Below are 19,130 nucleotides of genomic sequence, written 5' to 3' on the forward strand. Positions count from 1 at the left end.
GCCCCGCCAGCCCCGCCAGCCCCCTCAGTCCTGGAAGTCCTGGAAGTCCTGGAAGTCCTAAGCCTCCGGGGCCTCCCGGCCCTCCTGGAGGGCCTGCGGATGCGGCATGGGGGGCGCCGTCGCGGGTGAGCCCGCTGGTGCTGCTGACAGATCTGGCGCGCATGCTGCCTTCGTTGTTCTTTCCCCTGATGGGCGTGCTGTTCGTGGGCGGCTTCTCACCGTCGTCGTTCCTCTGGGCCGCCTTCGGCGTCGTCGGGTCGATCGGGTACGCCGTGGTGCGCTGGGTCACCTTCACCTTCCGGGTCGCCGGTGACCGGCTGGAGATCACGCGGTCCCTGGTGAGCCGATCGGTCCGGACGATCCCGCTCCACCGTGTCAGGGGCGTGGACGTCACCACCCCGCCTCTGCACCGCCTCTTCGGCCTCGCCGTCGTCCGCATCGACACCGGCGCGGGCGGAGGTGACAAGCAGGAGGGCGAACTGGACGGGCTCCCCTTCGCCGAGGCCGGACGCCTGCGCGAGGTGCTCCTGCGGCGCAGCCGTGCCGCGCGGCACGACGCCGACCCCGCGGCCGCGACGGGCGGAGTGGGCGCGGCGGGTGCGACGGGTGCGGCGGGTGCGACGGCCAGGGCGGACCTCGAGGACATGGCGGGCACGACCGGCACGACCGGCACGGCGGGCGCGGCGGGCGCGGGGGGTGCGGCGCGTGCGGCGGCGTCCGGCTCCGTTCCCGGGGCCTGGCCCGCGCCGATGGCCACGCCCGTCAGCGAGCCGGAGCAGGTGTACGCGCGGGTTCCCTGGCGTTGGCTGCTGTACGGCCCGCTGTCCGGGGCGTTCCTGTTCACCCCGTTCGCCCTGCTGGGCGGCGCGGTCGGCCTGGCGTTCCAGTGGGGCAACGAGTTCGGCCTGAGCGAGCGCGCCGCCATCGGCGTGGGGGAGTGGCTGTGGCACCGACCTCTCCTGCTCGTCGCGGTCGCCATCGCACTGGTGCTGGCGATGCCGGTGGCCGGGGCCGTCATGTACGCGGTATTCAACTGGCACTTCACGCTGAGCCGGCGCGGATCCTCGCTGGTGGCCGAACGGGGGCTGATCACACGGCGCAGCGTGGCGCTCGAACACGCCAGGATCCGTGGTTACGAGATCGCCGACGGCGTCCTCGAGCGGCGCGTGAAGATCGTGCGACTCTGGGCGATCGTCACCGGCCTCGGCGACTCACGGACACGAGGCCAGTTGCTCCCCGTCGCGCCGCGTGACTTCGCCGTCCGCGTGGCGGCCGAGGCGATCGGCCCCTTCGGCGCGGCGCTGCGTCCGCACCCCCCGAAAGCACTGCAGAGGCGGCTCTTCCGCGCCGTGGCCCCCGGCGCCGCCGTCGCCGTGGTCGCCTTCCTGCTCGGCTGGGTCGTGGTCGGCGTCGTCGCGGTCATCGTCGCCGCGCTCGGCGTACCCCTCGGGCTCGACCGCTATCGCTCGCTCGGCCACGCCTACGACGGCGCCCGCCTTGCCGTGCGGTCCGGGTCGCTTCCCCGGTCGCAGGCCGTGGTGGAACGCCGCGCCGTGGTGGGCTGGACTCTGCGGCAGACCTGGTTCCAGCGGCGGTCGAGGGTCCTGACGGTCATCGCCGGCGTTGGCGCCGGAAGCGGAGGCTACGCCGCGATCGACACCGGCGAGGAACAGGGCGTCCGATTCGCCGCCGAGGTCACCCCCGACTGGATCACCCCCTTCACCACCGAACGCTGAACCGACGAACGCCTCCCAAGTCGAGGCCCAGCTCACCGGTCCATCGATCGGCCCCCACTCAAGGTCGACTCTCACCGGGCCCTGGGCCGGCCGGTCCGAAGTCGAAATCCGCGGGCCATCGGTCGGTGAAGGGTGAGCCGGCCGGGGGAGTGGCGCGGGTTCTTGGCAGGCCCGCCGGTTGGGGGCCGGTGGACCTGCCATGGGTGGTGCCGTTGGGTGGTGAGGTCAGTCCTGGCGGCGGGCGCCGAACATGATCTCGTCCCAGGTCGGGACGGAGGCACGGCGGCCACGCGACCCCTTGCGCGCGGGCCGCGGCTTGGGAGCCTGCGGAGGAACGGCGGGTTCGGCGGCCTTCGGCTCCTTCTCCGGCTGCTCGGCCTTCTCGGGTTCGGCGGCGGCCGCGGGACGGTCGGCCGCCTCGCCGCTGGTGCGCGCCGCCGGGACGGCGACCGCGGCATCCTCCGCCTCGGCCTTCCTGGCGGCCGCGGACTTCTTGGCGCCGGGCGCCGGGCGGGCCACCGGAGCGGCCGAGGGCGCGGGTCGCGCGACCAGCGCCGCCGAGGGGGCCGGTCGGGCGACCGGGGCGGCCGTGGGTGCGGGCCGGGCGACCGGGGCGGCCGTGGGTGCGGGCCGTGCCACGGGGGCGGCCGTCGGTGCCGGGCGTGGCACAGGGGCGGCGGTCGGCGCGGGCCGGGCCACCGGGGCCGCTGCGGGAGCGGGTTCGGCAATGGTCGCCGCGGCCGCTGGGGCGGGAGCAGCTTGGGGAGCGGGCTGCGCCACCGGTGCGGCGGGCACGTCCTGCCGCGTGGCCTCGCTTTCGGGCCGCTCCGCATCGGCCGGCGTCCGCTCGGCGTCTGCCGCGTCCGGCGCGACGGTCGTGGCCGACTCGGCCGACGGCGTCCGCGTGCCCTGGGCGGCCGGGATGGCGGCCTCCCGGCGCGTCTCGTCCGCCGGCGAAGCAGCCGAGGCCGCATCAGGCTCCGCTGTGGCCGCTGTGGCCGCCGGGGCGCTGATGGCCGGTGCCGCCGGCACGTTCGCGGCGGCCTGCTGAACGGCGGCCTGCTGAACGGCGACCGGCTCGGCCGGGTCCGTTTGTACGACCGGGTTCGCCTGCGCGGTCGAATCGCCCTGCGAGGTCGAATCCGCCTCGACGGGTCGCTGAGCGTGCGCCGATTCCGTCCGGGCGGTGGCCTGCGCGTTCGTGGCGGGTTCGGCGTGCGCCGTCGACTGAGCGTGCGGAGCCGGTTCCGTCTGGGCGGTCGGCTGAGCGTGCGCGGCCGGTCCGGGCTGGGCCGTCCGCTGGGTGTTCGCGGGCTCCGCCTGGGCGGTCGGCTGCGCGTGCGCGGCGGGTTGCGTCTGGACGGCCGGCCGCGTGTCGGGGGCCGAGTCGGCGTGCGCGGCCTGCTGCGCGTGCGCGGCTGGTTCCGTCTCGACCGTGGTCTCAGCCCGGGCGACGGGCCGCGCCGTCATCGGGGCGGGCGCGTCGTGGGGCTGGCCGGCTGCCGGGTGCTGGGAACCCTCGGACGCGGCGAGTGCCGTCAGGTACGGCTCGGCCGCTTCGGTGGCATGCCGCGGCTGCTCCTGCTCGGACTCCAGGCGCTCGTGCTGCGGCTGCTCGTGCCGCAGGTGCTGGACGTGCGCCGGGTCGTGGGCGGGCACCGGCTCGGCGTGGGACGGCGCGGCCGGCTCCTGGCGGTAGGCCGCCGGTTCGTCGTGCCGCGGGGTGGCGGGCTCGTGCGGATCCGCCTGTGCGGGCTGGCGCAGGTCCGCGTGTGCGGGCTCGCGCAGGTCCGTACGCGCGGGCTCGCGCAGGTCCATACGCGCGGGCTCGCGTGGGCCGGCCTGCGTGGAGTCGCGTGGTTCCGTACCTGCCGGCTCGCGTGGGTACGACTGCGCGGGCTCGCGCAGGTCGGCCCCTGCGGAGGCGCGCGGGGACGCGGGCGCGGGCTGCGGGAACTCGTGGAGATCGGCGCGTGACGGCTCCGCAGTGGGCGCCTGGCGGGCGTGCGGGGGGAGGGCCGAGTAGGTGGGCTCGAGGCGATCGCCGCGCGGCGGCTCCTGGTGGATGCGCGCGGACTCCGAGTAGGGCCGGGGTGCCTCGGGGGAGGTCCGTGGCGCCTCAGGATGGGGCCGGAAGGCGTCCGGGTGGGTCCGTGAGGTGTCCGCGTGGCTCCGGGGAGCGTCCGGGTGGTCGTGGGAAGATTCCGGGTGGGGCCGGGAAGCCTCTGCGCCGGCGCGGGAGACTTCGGGGCGCGAGTGGTCGCCGTGGTCGCGGGGGTACTCCGCCCGCGGCTGCTCCGAGTGGTCGCGCAGGCCGGAGTCGTGTCGCGGGACGCCGGGCAGGGATGAGGGCGCCTCGACCGGGATGGCCGGGACGGGCGCGAGCTTGGCGGCGAGCCTCGGCACGAAGGGCGTCACCGTCGCTTCCTCGGATGGCTCGACGTACTCGGTGGCCGACAGCCGCAGCGCCTCGTCGTCGTAGGGGGTGACATGGCGCCGCCGCAGGTCGAACAGCCACTCGGCGTTGCGGGTGTGACCGTTCCAGACGAAGCCCAGCTTGATGCGCCACAGGCCGTCGTCACGCTTGCAGGAGTCCCAGTCGATCTCGTCGGCGGGCACGCCGCGGCGGCTCAGCCGCTCGGTCACGAGTTCGCCGAGGGTGGGTCCGGGGGTGGACTCGCCGGGCAGTCGCACGGCGACGCGCTGAGCCTGCTGCGCGGTGTACTCGCGTTCCTGCAGAACCGGTCCTTCGAACCAGCGGACACGCTCCACCGGAATACCCGCGGTGGCGGCGATCTCCTCCGCGGTCTCCCCCGCACGGATGCGGGCCTGGATCTCCTTGGGGCGCAACGGACTCTCCACTTCGATCTCGTACTGGCCGAGACGGGAGAAGTTGCCGCGGACCGCCGCTCGGAGCCGTTCGTCGACGGGAAGCGTGAACCGCGTACCCCTGCCGGCCGTGGCCAGCACGAGGTATGTTCCGTCCTCGCTCACCGCGACGAGTCGGAGCTCCTGCATGCGAGTCCCTTCGTCGTCGTGCTCAATCTTCCCCCGGACCCTTGAGTCTCTCGCGTGAGCCGGTTGCCTGCCAGCACCGTACCCGGCATGTCCGAACATCGCCTTCCTCAAAGACGCGGGAAGCGATGAGAGGCGGTTCAAATGTCGCATTCACCCTATCCACCGGCTGCTCGATATGCAGCAAACGGGGTTAGGCGTCCTTCCCAGATTCTCGCGAATCACGCGACTCCGCACCCTCCACTTCACTGAACGGACACCGGATCGGCATGGAGCGATCCGTCCCGCGGTGCGCCGGGGGACGGGCGAGCGGGGACGGTGAGAAGCGGTCGATCGCCGACTGACCGGCCAAAACAGGGTGAAATGGTTGTTTCGTTCCATCCCGGATAGAAGCGATGCGGCGGTGTTCCGATCTCTCCGGCGCGCCCCGAGACGCCCCGTGCCGCGCGCGGCCACGGCGGCGCCGTCGCGGGGAGGCCGGGGGGAGCGGGCCGCCGTGGACGCGGGACGACGAACGGCGGGCGAGGAGACCGATGGGCGACAAGCAAGGGCTGGACCTGAGCGCACCGCAGATCGCGGGCAGTGCACTGGCGGCGGCCACGGCGGCCGTGGCGGCGTCCTTCCTCGGGGTCCACGGGACGGTGATCGGGGCGGCGCTGGCCAGCGCCGGCACCACGGTCGGCAACGCGATCTACACCCACTACATCCACCGCACGAAGGACCGGCTCCTGGAGGCGCACTCGCTGATCACCGGGCAGCGGGAGAGCGACGAACTGGCCGAGCGGGCCGAGGAGACGGTGGTCGCGCGGGCCGGAGACGAGGGCCTGGCGACGGCCGTGCACGCCACCGTCCGCGATCACGGGCCCGCCGATCTGCCCGTCGGCGCGGGCGACCCGGTGCGGCTGAGCGGGCGCGACGGGGAGCCCGTCCGGCTGGCCGGGGGCGACGGGGACTCCCGCCCGGCCGGCGGGAATGACGGCGATCCGCTTCCTCCGCACCGGAAGACGGGACGCAGGCCGCTCTGGGTGACGATGATCGCCGCGGCGGTGGCCACCTTCGGGCTGAGCATGGGCGGGATCGTGGCCTTCGAGCTGGTCAGCGGCAAGCCGCTGACCGCGACCGTGCACGGCGCGCAGGGCTCGGGGACGAGCTTCGGCGGAACGGTGTCCGATCGGGAAGACCCCTCGCCGGCGCCGTCCGCTCCCGGAGAGGAATCCGGCAAGGCGCCGGCGGGCGAACCTTCGGCCGGCGGGTCCGCCAAGCCGACCACGGACGAGTCAGGGCAGACCGGCGGAGGCTCGCAGAAGCCGTCGGTCGAGCCGTCGGACGTCGCGTCGCCGCAGAGCACCGGCGGCGCCACCGGGGGGCCGACCGCCGACCAGGACACCGGCGGTCAGCGAGACTCCTCGGGCGGGACGGACGGAGGCTCCGGCACCTCCGGTACGTCCGGCACCGGCACCTCGGGCACCTCGGGAACCTCGGACGGCTCGGCGGTCACTCCCAGGTAGGGGCCACCGGCGGTGACGGGATCCGGCGTCAGCCGAGGACGCCGGTCAGGTAGTCGTTGGCGAACAGGCGGCCCGGATCCAGTTCATGGCGCAGGGCCGTGAAGTCGGTGAAACGCGGATAGACCGTCGCTAGATAGGCGGCGTCCCGGGTGTGCAGCTTCCCCCAGTGCGGGCGCCCGCCGAGCCGCGTCATGATCGCCTCGACGCCCTCGAAGTACGCGGGGTTGGGCGTCGGGCGGTAGACGTGGCAGGCGATGTACGCCGACTCCCTGCCGTACGCCGTGGACAGCCACGCGTCGCTGGGCGGGGTGACCCGCACCTCGATGGGGAAGGTGATCAGCCAGTCGCTGAGCTCGATGAGGTCGCGGGTCTCGCGCAGCGCCTGGCCGAGCCGCTCGCGCGGGATCGCGTACTCCATCTCTAGAAAGCGCACATTGCGCACGCTGGTGAACACCTTGTACGCCTTGTCGGTGTGACAGGAGGCGGACAGCGCGCCCGCGGAGATGCCGTTCAGCGTGGGGATCGCCTCCGGGAAGCGCCCGCCGACCGCGCACAGCGCGTGGAAGAGCGTGTTCTCCATGAAGACGCTGTCCAGCCAGTGACGCAAGGCGCCGGGCGGCGCGGCGGGGCCGGGCGTGCGGTTGTTGCGCTTGGTGAGGCAGGTGTCGGTGTGCGGCAGCCAGAAGAAGTCCAGGTGCTCGTTCTCGCCGGTCATCTCCGGAAGGGAGTCGAGCATCTCGCCCAGCGCCATGGGCCGCCGGTCGCTGCGCAGCAGGAACGACGGCTCGACCTTGAACGTGACCGCCGTGAGGATGCCGAGCGCGCCGAGGCCGACCCGGGCCGCGTCGAACAGGTCACCCTGGGACACCGTGACGACCGATCCGTCGGCGAGCACCATCTCCAGCTCGGTGACCTGGTCGGCCAGGCCGCCGACGTCGCGGCCGGTGCCGTGGGTGCCGGTCTGGATCGCGCCGGCGACGGTCTGCTCGGTGATGTCGCCCATGTTGGCGAGCGCGAGCCCCCGCCGGTCGAGTTCCTCGTTCAGCACGCGCAGCGGCGTGCCGGCCGCGACCCGCACCCGGCCGTCGCCGGCCTCCTGGACGCCGGTGAGCGCGTCCGGCCGCAGCAGGATGCCATCGGTGATCGCCACTCCGGTGAAGGAGTGCCCGGTGCCGACCATGCGGACCCGCAGGCCGCGCGCGGCGGCGTCCCGCACGGCCTGGGACACCTCGCCGGCGGAGGCGGGGGTGCGGACCTCGGCGGGGACGGCGGACTGGTTGCCGGCCCAGTTGCGGAAGACGGCCTTCATGCACGAGCACGATAACCACGTGGCACGCCGAAGACCAGAGATGTGAGCGGCTCTCATGTGCGTCGCCCGCGGCCGGATCCGCCGGCCTCGCCGCCGGGCTCCGGCGCCGCCGTCGGGCTGCGGCCCCGCGACGAACGCGAACGGGACGCGGGGGCCGGAGGGTGGGGGGAAGATCAGGTGGCGGGGGAGGTGGCCTCGGCATGGCCGGCCTCGGGCGTGCGCAGCAAGGGGCTGCCGCCGAGGCCGATCGCCACGGCCAGCAGTGCGCACACGAACGAGAACGCGTAGGCGTTGGACGCGCCGAAGGCGTCGGTCAGCCGTCCCGCCGCCCAGGCGCCGATGGCGACGCCGAAGCCGACCGCCGTGGACACCCACGACATGCCCTCCGTGAGCAGGTGACCCGGCACCAGCCGCTCGATCAGCGCGTACCCGGTGATGATCGTGGGGGAGATGGCCAGCCCGGCGAAGAACAGGGCGATCGCCATGACCTTGATGTCCCCGATCAGCAGGATCGGCGTCAGGCCGACGGCGAACACCGCGATGCCGCGCGTGAACCGCCGGCGCAGCGAGATGCGCCAGTGCCGCGACCCGTACCAGAGCCCGGAGACCATGCTGCCGCCCGCGAACGACCCGAGCAGCAGGCCGGAGGCCGCCTTGGCGCCGTGGTCCTCGGCGAAGGCCACGGTGATCAGGTCGACCGATCCGAAGACCGCGCCCATCGCCAGGAACACGCACGACAGCAGCGCGACGCCGGGGATGGTGATCGGGCTGCCGGACTGCGCGTGCGCCGGGCGCACGGGCGGCTCGGTGCCGCGCTGCAGCGAGAACGCCACCGTGCCGACGACGGTGGACACCAGGGCCAAGATCAGGCCTGCGTACAGGTTCACCAAGGTGGTCAGGCCGGTGACCAGGGCGGGCCCGGCCACGAAGATCACCTCGTCGGCCACCGACTCGAACGAGAACGCCGTGTGCAGCTTGGCGGAGCGGCCCAGGATGTGCGACCAGCGGGCCCGCACCATCGAGCCGAGCGAGGTCGCGGCGCCGCCGACGACCACGGCCGACACGAACAGCGCCCACATGGGCGCGCCCAGGGCGGTGCACAGCATGAGCACGATCAGCGCGGCGCCGTGCAGCAGCACCAGCGGCATGAGTACCCTGGCCTGGCCGAAGCGGTCGACCAGCCGTCCGGACAGCGGGGCGGCGACCGCGTAGGCGATGGCGACCGTCGCCGAGATCGCTCCCGCGGTCGCGTACGAGCCGGTGAGGGCCGAGATGAGCAGCACGATGCCGATGCCGAGCATCGACATGGGCATCCGCCCGACGAACCCGGCGATCACGAAGCCTCTGGTGCCGGGCGCGCTGAACAGATCTCGATACGGCCCGACCACGATCTCGCCCCTTTCGCACGCCCCCGGCGCACGTCTTACGGTGTCGCATCACCTTCGCGCACCATCGAAGCGCGGCTCAAGTGATTTTCCGGCAACGTACACGAATACGGACTCCTGGGGCTAACGTGGGTCAAGTGTCCCCTCCCCCTCGGCCGCTGACGGCGCGCGCCGTCATGGCCGGGCTGGCACTGCTGATCGTCCTCGGCGTCGCGGCCGGGGGAGCCTTCCTGGTCAGCCGTGGCACGGCCGGCGCCGTTCCCGCCGCCGCCCGCACCCAACTGGCCGGCGTCGGCGACCTGTCCACGCAGGTGTCGCCGTTCCCCGTCCTCACGCCGGGCCCGATCGTGGCCGGGTCGCCGCTCCCGTCCTCCGCCGCCACCGTCCCGGACGGCGGCACCGGCCTCAGGACGACCGCCGACCCGAGCACGACGGCGAACCCCACGGCGACCCCGGACCTCAGGACGCCCGCGGCTCCGAGAACCACCGTCGACCCCAGGACGAGTCCGGGACCGAACATGACGGCGGGACCGAAGAGCGACACGGGACCGAAGACGACGACCCCCACGCGCGATCCCGACGCGAACGCCCGTCCGGACGCGACCGCTGGTCCCGACGCGAACACCGGTCCGGACGCGACCGCCAGGCCTACGACGACCCCTTATCCCGAGGCGACCGCCTCCGGCTCGGCGGCGTACCAGCGGGTGGCCGCCACGCCGCCCCGGCTGATCGCCGTGGCCCGCGCGCCGGTGACCGAGGCGGCGCTGCGGCGGATCGCCGCGCTGAAGTACGTCGGCAAGGTGACGCCGGCCGACGCCGGGGCGGTGCGCTTCTCCACGGCCACGCTGAACCTGCTCGCCGTCGACCCGGCGGAGTTCCGCCCGTGGGCGCCGAAGGCCGTGGCCGAGGAGCCCGAGGTGTGGAGCGCGCTGGCGCGCGGGGAGTTCATCGCCGAGTCAAGGACGGCCGACCGTTACCTGCTCCAGCTCGGCGGCGAGTACGAGGCGGGCGCCGGTTCGCGGTTGCGCGTCGCCGCGTCGGCGCCGTTCGGGCTGCCGGGCGTCGACGGGCTGGTCGGCAAGGAGGTGGGCCGCGCGCTCGGCCTGGTCCCCGGTGTGGCGGTTCTCGTGCACACCCCGGCGGGCAAGGCGGCGGCCGTGGGCGTGCGGGTGAGGCGGCTGCTGGGCGCGGGCGCACAGGTGGTGGTGGTCGGCGCCCGGAGCGCGGCCGGCACGCCCGTGCCGGTGGCCCCGCCGAGCGCTGCGCCGAGCGCTGCGCCGAGCACCGCCCCGCTGACGGCGCAGGCCCAGCCGGGGACCTACCGGGTCGGCCGGCCGGCCGGCTACCTGGACCTCTACAAGCTCTCGGCCCAGGGCTGCCCTGGGCTGTCGTGGACCGTCCTGGCCGCCATCGGGCAGGTCGAGAGCGGCCACGGGCGCAACAACGGCCCGTCCTCGGCGGGCGCGCTCGGCCCGATGCAGTTCATGCCGGCCACCTGGAAGGCCTACGGCGTGGACGGCGACGGGGACGGCAGGTCCGACATCTGGAGCCCGTACGACGCCGTGCCCGGCGCCGCCCGCTACCTGTGCGCCAACGGCGCCGGGCAGGGCGGCGCGAAGCTCCGCTCGGCGGTCTTCCGCTACAACCACTCCTGGGACTACGTGAACAAGGTCCTCGGCATCGCCGACGCCTACGCCCGCGCCTACGCCTGAGCGCGAGGTCCGCGCCTACGCGTGGGGGCGGGGGCGGGGGGCGGGACAGCAGGTGGCGAGGCAGGCCGCGGGCTCGGGTTCGTCCAGCAGTTCGCGGACCATGGAGACGAACCGCGGATGGGTGCCGGCCGTCGCGGCGCGGGTGAGGTGCATGCCGAGGTCGCGGGCGACGGCGGCGGCCTCGGTGTCGAGGTCGTAGACGACCTCCATGTGGTCGGAGACGAACCCGATGGGCACCAGCACCACGGCGCTCGTGCCGCCCTCGTGCAGGGCGGCGAGGTGGTCGCACACGTCGGGTTCCAGCCACGGCACCTGGGGCGGGCCGCTGCGGCTCTGCCACACCAGGTCCCACGGCCGGTCGCCGGCGACCAGCGCGGCGGCGGCGCGCAACTGGGCCTCGTACGCCCCGCCGGACGGGCCGGAGGAGGCGGCCATGGACACCGGGATGCTGTGGGCGGTGAAGACCAGCCGGGCGGCGTCGCGGTGCTCCTGGGGGAGCCGTTCGACGGCCTCGCGGGTGTGGTCGGTCATCGCGGCGATGAAGCCGGGGTGGTCGTAGTAGTGGCGCAGCCGGACGATCTCCGGAGCGCCGGGGACCTCGGCCCTGGCCCGGGCGATGTCGTCCAAATATTGACGGCAGCTGGAGTAGGAGCTGTAGGCGGCGGTGATGAAGGCCGCCGCGCGGGTGACGCCGTCGGCGGCCATCTTGCCCAGCGTGTCGCGCAGGAACGGGTGCCAGTTGCGGTTGCCCCAGTAGATCGGCAGGTCCACCTCGGGGCGCAGCGCCTCGATCAGGTCGCGGCACTGCTGATTGATCGGGCTGACCCCGCCGAAGCCCTGGTAGTGGGCCTCCACCTCCAGCAGCCGCTCGCGGGGGACGCCCCGGCCGCGGACGACGTTCGCAAGGAACGGCATGACGTCTTCGGGCTTCTCGGGCCCGCCGAAGGAGACGATCAGCAACGCGTCGTAACGAGCCATGCCTCCATCCAACCCCATCGCGCGGGATGCGGTGTCGGCGAGCACCGTGCGAAGGCGAGGCGGCGCCCGCGCGAGGCACGGAGGGAGGGGTGTGCGGCGGCGCGAGGCGCGAAGGGCAGGCTCTGCGGCGCCGGCGCGAGGTGGGGTGGGTGTGGTGTTGGGGCGGCGGCGGGAGAGGGGGGTAGGTTCGGGGAAGTGAGCCTCTTCAAGGACATACGCCAATTTGTCGCCATTCCCCGAGTGCTGTCGCTGCAACTGTCCCCGGACGGGTCCCGGTTGGTGTCCGTCGTCCAGTCGCTGAACCCCGATGGGAAGTCCTACGGAACCTCCATCTGGCAGGTGCCGGTCGAGCCCGAGGGTGAGGCGTTCCGGCTGACCCGCTCGGCCAAGGGGGAGACCGGCGCCCGGTTCACCCGGGACGGCGACCTGCTGTTCGTGTCGCGGCGTCCCGACCCGGACGTCAAGGACCAGCCCGAGGACGAGGTGCCCGCGCTGTGGCTGCTGCCCGCCAAGGGCGGCGAGGCGCGCAGGGTGGCCGACCGGCCCGGCGGCATCGGCGCCGTCGAGACCGCCGGCGACGGCGTGGTCTTCACCGCGGACGTGCTCGACGGCGACGCCGCCTCCGAGGCCGAGCGCCGCAAGGCCAGGAAGGACGCCGGGGTCAGCGCGGTCCTGCACGAGGGATACCCCGTCCGCTTCTGGGACCACGACCTCGGCCCCGCGCGGACGCGGCTGTTCGCCGCCGCGCTCCCGGCGCTCGCCGAGCCGCGCGATCTGACCCCCGACCCGGGTGGCGCACTGCAGGAGGTCTCCTTCGCGCTCACCCCCGACGGCTCCACCGTCGTCACCTCCTGGGGCGTGCCGCTGCCGACCGGCGGCGTCCGGTTCGAGCTGGTGGCGATCGACGTGGCCACCGGCGAGCGGCGCACCCTGGTGTCCGACCCCGCCCTCGAGGTCGCGGGACTGGTGACCGTCTCCCCGGACGGCCGTCACGTCGCCTGCCTGATGATGCGCCCCGGCGCCGTGGACCGGCCGGTCGAGTACACGGTGTGGATCGGTCCCCTGGACGCCGGGCATGACGGCGGGCAGGCGAGCACCGTCGCCCTGCCGGCCGCGGGCCTCGCCTGGGCGCCCGACTCGGGCTCGCTCTACGTCGCCGCCGACGACCACGGCAGGCGTCCGATCTTCAAGGTGGGCCTGTCCGGCGAGCACGAGCGCCTCACCCCGCCCGACGGCGCCTACCAGGAGCTGTGCCCCTCGCCCGACGGGCGGCGCCTGTACGCGCTGCGCAGCTTCCCCGACGCCCCGCCCGCCCCCGTCGCCATCGACCTGGGGAGCGGCGAGATCACCGAGCTGCCGTCCCCGGCGCCGAAGGTCGAGATCCCCGGGACGCTCACCGAGGTGTCCGCGGTCGCCGACGACGGCGTGGAGATCAGGGCCTGGCTCGCGCTGCCCGCCGGCGCCTCGGCGGACAACCCCGCGCCGCTGCTGCTGTGGGTCCACGGCGGCCCGATGGCGAGCTGGAACGACTGGATGTGGCGCTGGAATCCCTGGATCATGGCCGAGCACGGCTACGCCGTCCTGATGCCCGACCCGTGCATGTCCACCGGGTACGGGCAGGACATGATCGCGCGCGGCTGGGGCAAGTGGGGCCCGCGCACCCATGCCGACCTGATGGCGGTCACCGACGCGTGCGTCGCCCGCCCGGACATCGACGGCGGGCGCACGGGCATGATGGGCGGGTCCTTCGGCGGCTACATGGCCAACTGGATCGCCGGGCACACCGACAGGTTCCGCGCCGTCGTGACGCACGCCTCGCTGTGGAACCTCGAGCAGTTCGCCGGCACCACCGACGCCTCCGACTACTGGGAGCGGGAGTTCGGCCCGGTCGGCGCCGATCTGTACCGGGAGCTGTCGCCGCACCACTGGCTCGGCGAGATCACCACCCCGATGCTGGTGATCCACGGCGACAAGGACTACCGCGTGCCGATCGGCGAGGCGTTGCGCCTGTGGTGGGACCTGCGCAGGTCGCAGGTGGAGTCGAAGTTCCTGTACTTCCCCGACGAGAACCACTGGATCCTCAAGCCGGGCAACGCGGTCGCCTGGTACGAGACCGTGCTGGCCTTCCTCGGTCAGCATGTGCTCGGCGAGAAGTGGAAGCGCCCGGAGTCGGTGGCATGACCGACTTCCTGTGGCTGGCCGCCGACATCGCGCGCGAGGCGGGGGACATGCTGCTCGCCAAGCGCACCGCGCGCCCGGAGGCGATCGAGACCAAGTCCAGCAGGACCGACGTGGTCACCGCCCTGGACCGCGCCTCCGAGGAGCTGATCAGGCAGCGGGTCAGGGCCGAAAGGCCGCATGACGCCTTCCTCGGCGAGGAGGAGGGCGAGACGGCGGGCGCCGAGACCGGGGAAGGCCGCGTCCGCTGGATCGTCGACCCCATCGACGGCACGGTCAACTTCATGTACGGCCTGCCGGACTGGGCGGTCAGCATCGCCGTGGAGGTCGACGGGGAGGTGGTCGCCGGCGTGGTGAACGTGCCGCCGCGCGGCGAGCTGTACGCGGCGGCCAAGGGCGGCGGGGCCGAACTGCTGCGCGAGGGCGTCGCGGCCGAGCGGCTGCGCTGCACCGCCGGGGTGCCGCTCGCCGAGGCGCTGATCGCCACCGGGTTCGGCTACCTGCCCGAGCGGCGGGCCGTCCAGGCCGAGGTGCTGACACGGGTGCTGCCGGTGGTGCGCGACATCCGCCGGGGCGGGTCGTGCGCGGTGGACCTGTGCTCGGTCGCGGCCGGGCGGGTGGACGGGTACTACGAGCGAGGCCCGCAGATCTGGGACTTCGCGGCCGGCGGCCTGATCGCCGTCGAGGCGGGGGCCAGGATCGGCGGGCTGAACGGGCGGCCGCAGAGCCGCAAACTGACGCTGTGCGCGGCGCCCGGCCTGTTCCAGGACCTGCACGACCTGCTCGTCCCGCTGAACCCCGAGCGCGACCTGTAGCCCGGCGCCGCCGGACGTCCGCGCGGCTCCCCGGCATGCGAAGGGCCCGCCCCATGGGTGGGGGGCGGGCCCGGCGCCGTGGGCGAGGAGGCCGGTCAGGTCTGGATCGGCACGCCGTTGTCGACGGCGATCCGGCGCAGATCCTCTATCTCGGCGGTGAGAGTGTCGGCGAGGAAGTCGTCGCCGCTCGTGCGCGCCTCCTGGAGACCTTTATAGGCCTGGTCGAGCCGGTATGTGATCGTGCTGGTGAACTCGCCCATCTCACCTTCTTTCTCGAGGGGCGAAGGAGCAGTGTGGCCACCTACCGCCTGGGGAGAGCACAAGGTCTTCCCCGGCCGTGTGAGTGGGTCTTGCGGGTCTACCCACCGCTCTGTCGCGCTTAAACCCGCCATGCCTTATGTCCAGGGTGTGCTTTATGTCACGCGTCCGGCGCACGGTGGAGGAGTGCTTACCATGCGCTTAAGCCGGATGTGGCAAGAATGGGCCTGCGCGGGGTACGGCCACGGGCGCGGGAAGCGCAACCGCCCGGCCGTGGAGCAATGACCGATCGCGCGAGGTCGCGACTAGCAGGAGGTGCCAGGGCCGTGCGAGTGCTTGTGGTGGAAGACGAGCGGGTGCTCGCGGATGCGATCGCGACGGGGCTGCGCCGGGAGGCGATGGCCGTCGACGTCGCCTACGACGGCGCCGGCGCGCTGGAGCGCACGGGGTACATCGACTACGACGTGATCGTGCTGGACCGCGACCTGCCGAAGATCCACGGGGACGAGGTGTGCCGGCGCCTGGTGGCCGGCCGCACCGCCTCGCGCATCCTGATGCTCACCGCGTCGGGCGAGGTGGACGACAAGGTCGAGGGCCTGGAACTCGGCGCCGACGACTACCTGGCCAAGCCGTTCGCCTTCATGGAGCTGGTGGCCCGCGTGCGGGCGCTCGGCCGCCGCTCCGCGCCGGCGCTGCCGCCGGTGCTGGAGCGCTCGGGCGTCCGCCTGGACCCGGGCAAGCGCCTGGTCACCAGGGACGGCAACGAGATCGCGCTGACCAAGAAGGAGTTCGCCGTCCTTGAGGAGCTGATGCGGGCCGAGGGCGCCGTCGTCAGCCAGGAGGACCTGCTCGACAAGGCCTGGGACGAGAACATCGACCCCTTCACCAACGTGGTGCGGGTCACGATGATGACGCTGCGCAAGAAGCTCGGCGAGCCGGCGGTGATCGAGACGGTGCCGGGAGTGGGTTACAAGCTGTGAGCGACGAACACGACGCGGCGCGGGACGCCGAGGCCGGGCGTCCCACCTTCGCCGCCCCCCAGCCGGTCATCGTCCCGCCCGGTTCCCCGCTGCCCGCGGGCGCCGAGGACGCCGGCGCCGCGCCGGGACCGGCGGCCCTGTCGGTCCGCGCGGGCGCCCAGAACGCCGCGCAGGTCCGCACGGGTTCCCAGAAGGCCGCACCGGTCCGCGAGCGCGCCCAGAACGCGGCGCCGGTCCGCGCGGGCGGGCAGGGCACGGCGGCGGGGCAGCGGCCGGCGGGCTCACCGCCGCGCGCGGCCACGGCCACCCCCGTCGCCCAGCCCTCGTCCTCGGCGGGCGCCGCCGAGCCGGGCCCCCGCGTCCCCGCGCAGCCCGACAAGACGCAGGCCGCCTGGGGAGGCGGCCGGCGGAGCGAGGTGTTGTCGTCCGAGGGCGGCCGCCAGCCGTTCCGCCCCAAGGCGGCGCCTCCGCCGCCGAGCGGGCCGCCCGCCTGGGACGGGCCGCCGCCCATCGCCCCGAGACCGGTCGCCGAGCACCTCCTGGCCCGGCTGAGGCGGGTCACCGGGCGCATGAGCATCCGGGTGCGGCTGACGCTGACCTACGGCGCGCTGTTCTTCGCCGCGGGCGCCCTGCTGCTCTTCGTGATCTACTCCTTCGTCGGCAAGGCGATCTGGGATTCCTGGCCCGCCTTCCCGTTCGACCTGGAGAACGTCCGGCCCGACTACGCCGCCATCCTCCAGGACAAATGGGCGAACTTCCGCGCCGACACGATCACCGCCGCCCGGCACCAACTGCTGATCAGGTCGCTGCTGGCCCTCGGCGGCGTGGGCATCCTGGCGCTGCTGTTCGGCTACTTCGTGGCCGACCGGGCGCTGCGCCCGATCCAGAAGATGACCACGACCGCGCGCCGGCTGTCGGAGACCTCGCTGGCGCACGAGCGCATCGACCTCCAGGGCCCCAACGACGAGATCAAGGAGCTCGCCGACACCTTCGACGCGATGCTCACCCGGCTCAACCGGGCCTTCGACGCCCAGCGGCGCTTCGTGGACAACGCCTCCCACGAGCTGCGCACGCCCCTCGCGATCAACCGCACCGTGCTGGAGGTCGCGCTCGGCGACTCGCGCGCCTCGGAGGACCTGAAGGTCCTCGGGCGCACCCTGCTGGGCACCAACGCCAGGAACGAGCACCTCATCGAGGGTCTGCTGCTGCTCGCCCGCAGCGAACGGGAGCTCGCCACCCGCAAGCCGGTCGACCTGCGCGACGTCGGGCAGACCGTGGTCGAGCAGCACGCGTCCTTCGCCGAGGAGACGCAGGTGAGCGTGCACGCCGACCTGCGCCCCGCGCCCACGATGGGGGACCCGGTGCTGCTCGAACGCCTGGTCGCCAACCTGGTGGAGAACGCGATCAAGCACAACATCGGCGAGTCCGGAGAAGTCTGGCTCCGTACGGGAATGGTGGACGGCACTCCGGTTGTTCAGGTGGCCAACACCGGGCCGCACGTTCCCGCGTACGAGGTGGACGACCTGTTCGAACCTTTCAGGCGCCTGCACTCCGACCGCGTGGAATCGGCGCGCGGTGCGGGGCTCGGGTTGTCCATCGTGCGCGCGGTCGTCCGCGCTCACCAGGGGACCGTGAAGGCGATCCCCAGGGAAGGCGGGGGACTGGTGATGACGGTGAGACTTCCGGCGGGCTGATACGGCGGGGGGCGTCTCGTTCGCGCCAGACATGTGGTTGGATGTGCCGTCGAACACGGTGGGTCCTGTCGCCAATGCTTAGGTTTTCGCCATATTTGGCTAACCGTGCGGCGAAGGCGGCAAGACCCTCACGTGTCAGGAGGTTCGTCCACCGTTCCGACGGGGTACCGATTGCAAAATTCCCCGAGAGATGCGGGCACAAGATGGATCGCCCAGACGTTACAGACGCGCGACGCGCGACGCGCACGCAATAGATGAGGGGGATGAATACGCAAATGGCCACCGATTACGACAGCCCGCGCAAGACCGACGACGACCTGAGTGAGGACAGCCTCCAGGAACTCCAGGCGCGGCGGACCGACAAGTCCTCCGGCAGCATCGACATCGACGAGACCGATCTGGCCGAGTCGCTCGAGCTTCCCGGTGCCGACTTGTCCAACGAGGAGCTCTCGCTCCGGGTGATCCCCAGGCAGGCGGACGAGTTCACCTGCTCGCGCTGCTTCCTGGTGCATCACCGCAGCCAGCTCGCCTCTGACAAGGGCGGGCAGCAGATCTGCCGGGAATGCGCCGCCTGAGACTCTTGGAGGGTCCGTGACATCTGGAACGGATCGAACACCGCAGGACCAGCCCGGGCGGCCGGAGCTCCCGCCCCCGGGGGACCAGACCGGAGCGGAAGCCGAGGTCGCCGAGCTCGTCGGCAAGCTTTCCGGCGGCGGCGACATTGACGGGGCCGAGCGGCGACGGCTGCTCGGCCGCCTCAGCGCGGCGCTCATGACGGCCCAGAAGCGGGCCCGCAGGTCGGGCGCCGCGCGGGGCCGCTGGCTCGCCGACATGTTCGCCGCGATCGCGCCGCGCCTGCCGATCCGCGACCTGGCGACGCTGCAGGAGCACCACTACGGCCTGTCCGGCGACGCGCTCGCCGACGACCTGGTGCGCACCGCGGGCAAGGCGACGATGGCGGTGGGAGCGGTCGGCGGGGTTCTGGCCGCCGCCGAGTTCGCCGCGCCGCCGCTGCTGCTGTCGGCGCCCGCGCAGCTCGTGGCCGAGACGCTCGTCGTCGCCGCCATCGAGGTCAAGCTCATCGCCGAGCTGTACGAGGTGTACGGCGTGCAGGTGCCGGGCAGCGGCAGCCAGCGGGCGATGGCGTTCACCGTCGCCTGGTCCAAGCAGCGAGGGGTCGACCCGCTCGCCCCCGCGTCGGTGCAGGTGGCCCTCGGCGCCGCCGCCAAGGCCGCCCTGCGCAACCGGCTGATGCGCACGCTCGGCCGCCACCTGACCACCTTAGGGCCGTTCCTGACCGGCGCCGTCGCCGGAGGCGCCCTCAACAGGGCCGCCACGAAGCGCCTCGCCGAGGCCGTCCGCAAGGACCTCGGCCGCCAGCTCGCCCTCCCCGCCCCCGACCAGCGCTCCTCCATCACCGACTGACCCCCGTCGACCCCCCGGCCGGCGTCCTTCCCCTCACCGCGACGGCGCCGCGCTCTTCCACCTCCCCGGGCACCGAACGGCCCTCCGCACCGCCGGCCCCCTGACCCCCGGCCCCGGCGCCGCTCCGCACCCCCTCG

The 19,130-nt window shown here is 73.5% G+C and carries 14 protein-coding genes; 9 read left to right on the forward strand and 5 right to left on the reverse strand.

Features of this window, described 5'->3' with window-relative positions:
- The first annotated feature begins 137 nt into the window (after positions 1 to 137).
- On the forward strand, positions 138 to 1,736 hold the full coding sequence (locus ACFQSB_RS03710; protein WP_380824218.1) for a PH domain-containing protein: 1,599 nt from the start codon (positions 138 to 140) through the stop codon (positions 1,734 to 1,736).
- A 225-nt stretch (positions 1,737 to 1,961) separates the two neighbouring features.
- Here the strand turns inward: ACFQSB_RS03710 and sepH are convergent, their stop codons facing one another.
- Positions 1,962 to 4,754 carry a septation protein SepH gene (gene sepH / locus ACFQSB_RS03715; protein WP_380824219.1) on the reverse strand — a complete coding sequence of 931 codons (2,793 nt, stop codon included), beginning with the start codon at positions 4,752 to 4,754 and terminating at the stop codon, positions 1,962 to 1,964.
- A 530-nt stretch (positions 4,755 to 5,284) separates the two neighbouring features.
- On the opposite strand from sepH, the gene ACFQSB_RS03720 reads away from it, so the two are divergent.
- Positions 5,285 to 6,259, forward strand: coding sequence for a hypothetical protein (locus tag ACFQSB_RS03720; protein WP_380824220.1), 975 nt, complete (start codon positions 5,285 to 5,287; stop codon positions 6,257 to 6,259).
- Positions 6,260 to 6,287: 28 nt separating this feature from the next.
- On the opposite strand, the gene ACFQSB_RS03725 is transcribed toward ACFQSB_RS03720, so the two are convergent.
- Together ACFQSB_RS03725 and ACFQSB_RS03730 are read right to left on the reverse strand one after the other, a co-directional pair.
- Positions 6,288 to 7,568, reverse strand: a complete 1,281-nt coding sequence (locus ACFQSB_RS03725) for a D-arabinono-1,4-lactone oxidase (protein WP_380824221.1) — start codon at positions 7,566 to 7,568, stop codon at positions 6,288 to 6,290.
- Between the two features lie 173 nt (positions 7,569 to 7,741).
- Positions 7,742 to 8,956: an MFS transporter gene (locus tag ACFQSB_RS03730; RefSeq protein ID WP_380824222.1), complete on the reverse strand. Its 1,215-nt coding sequence runs from the start codon at positions 8,954 to 8,956 to the stop codon at positions 7,742 to 7,744.
- 134 nt (positions 8,957 to 9,090) lie between these two features.
- On the opposite strand from ACFQSB_RS03730, the gene ACFQSB_RS03735 reads away from it, so the two are divergent.
- Positions 9,091 to 10,665, forward strand: a complete 1,575-nt coding sequence (locus tag ACFQSB_RS03735; RefSeq protein WP_380824223.1) for a lytic transglycosylase domain-containing protein — start codon at positions 9,091 to 9,093, stop codon at positions 10,663 to 10,665.
- 15 nt (positions 10,666 to 10,680) lie between these two features.
- Here ACFQSB_RS03735 and ACFQSB_RS03740 read toward each other — a convergent pair whose 3' ends face one another.
- Positions 10,681 to 11,643 carry a ferrochelatase gene (locus tag ACFQSB_RS03740; protein ID WP_380824224.1) on the reverse strand — a complete coding sequence of 321 codons (963 nt, stop codon included), beginning with the start codon at positions 11,641 to 11,643 and terminating at the stop codon, positions 10,681 to 10,683.
- A gap of 195 nt (positions 11,644 to 11,838) precedes the next feature.
- Between ACFQSB_RS03740 and ACFQSB_RS03745 the strand changes: the two genes are divergently transcribed.
- Both ACFQSB_RS03745 and ACFQSB_RS03750 read left to right on the forward strand, forming a co-directional pair.
- Positions 11,839 to 13,824: a S9 family peptidase gene (locus tag ACFQSB_RS03745; protein WP_380824225.1), complete on the forward strand. Its 1,986-nt coding sequence runs from the start codon at positions 11,839 to 11,841 to the stop codon at positions 13,822 to 13,824.
- Positions 13,821 to 14,636: an inositol monophosphatase family protein gene (locus ACFQSB_RS03750; protein WP_380824226.1), complete on the forward strand. Its 816-nt coding sequence runs from the start codon at positions 13,821 to 13,823 to the stop codon at positions 14,634 to 14,636. Before ACFQSB_RS03745 ends, ACFQSB_RS03750 begins: the two co-directional genes overlap by 4 nt.
- Positions 14,637 to 14,731: 95 nt before the next feature.
- On the opposite strand, the gene ACFQSB_RS03755 is transcribed toward ACFQSB_RS03750, so the two are convergent.
- Complete coding sequence (locus ACFQSB_RS03755; RefSeq protein ID WP_354851015.1) at positions 14,732 to 14,896, reverse strand: hypothetical protein; 165 nt, start codon at positions 14,894 to 14,896, stop codon at positions 14,732 to 14,734.
- A 324-nt stretch (positions 14,897 to 15,220) separates the two neighbouring features.
- On the opposite strand from ACFQSB_RS03755, the gene ACFQSB_RS03760 reads away from it, so the two are divergent.
- The 4 genes from ACFQSB_RS03760 (at position 15,221) to ACFQSB_RS03775 (ending at position 18,993) form a co-directional block, all read left to right on the forward strand.
- Entirely contained in the window at positions 15,221 to 15,874 is a 654-nt protein-coding gene (locus tag ACFQSB_RS03760; RefSeq protein WP_354851018.1) for a response regulator transcription factor, read from the forward strand.
- 416 nt (positions 15,875 to 16,290) lie between these two features.
- Positions 16,291 to 17,568, forward strand: a complete 1,278-nt coding sequence (locus tag ACFQSB_RS03765; protein WP_380824514.1) for a sensor histidine kinase — start codon at positions 16,291 to 16,293, stop codon at positions 17,566 to 17,568.
- Between the two features lie 275 nt (positions 17,569 to 17,843).
- Entirely contained in the window at positions 17,844 to 18,143 is a 300-nt protein-coding gene (locus tag ACFQSB_RS03770; protein ID WP_114029376.1) for a DUF4193 domain-containing protein, read from the forward strand.
- Between the two features lie 16 nt (positions 18,144 to 18,159).
- Positions 18,160 to 18,993 (forward strand): hypothetical protein, encoded by an 834-nt coding sequence (locus ACFQSB_RS03775; RefSeq protein WP_354919569.1) that lies wholly within the window; start codon positions 18,160 to 18,162, stop codon positions 18,991 to 18,993.
- Positions 18,994 to 19,130: the final 137 nt, after the last annotated feature.

It is taken from the genome of Sphaerisporangium rhizosphaerae (assembly GCF_042665155.1).
Lineage (GTDB): Bacteria > Actinomycetota > Actinomycetes > Streptosporangiales > Streptosporangiaceae > Sphaerisporangium > Sphaerisporangium rhizosphaerae.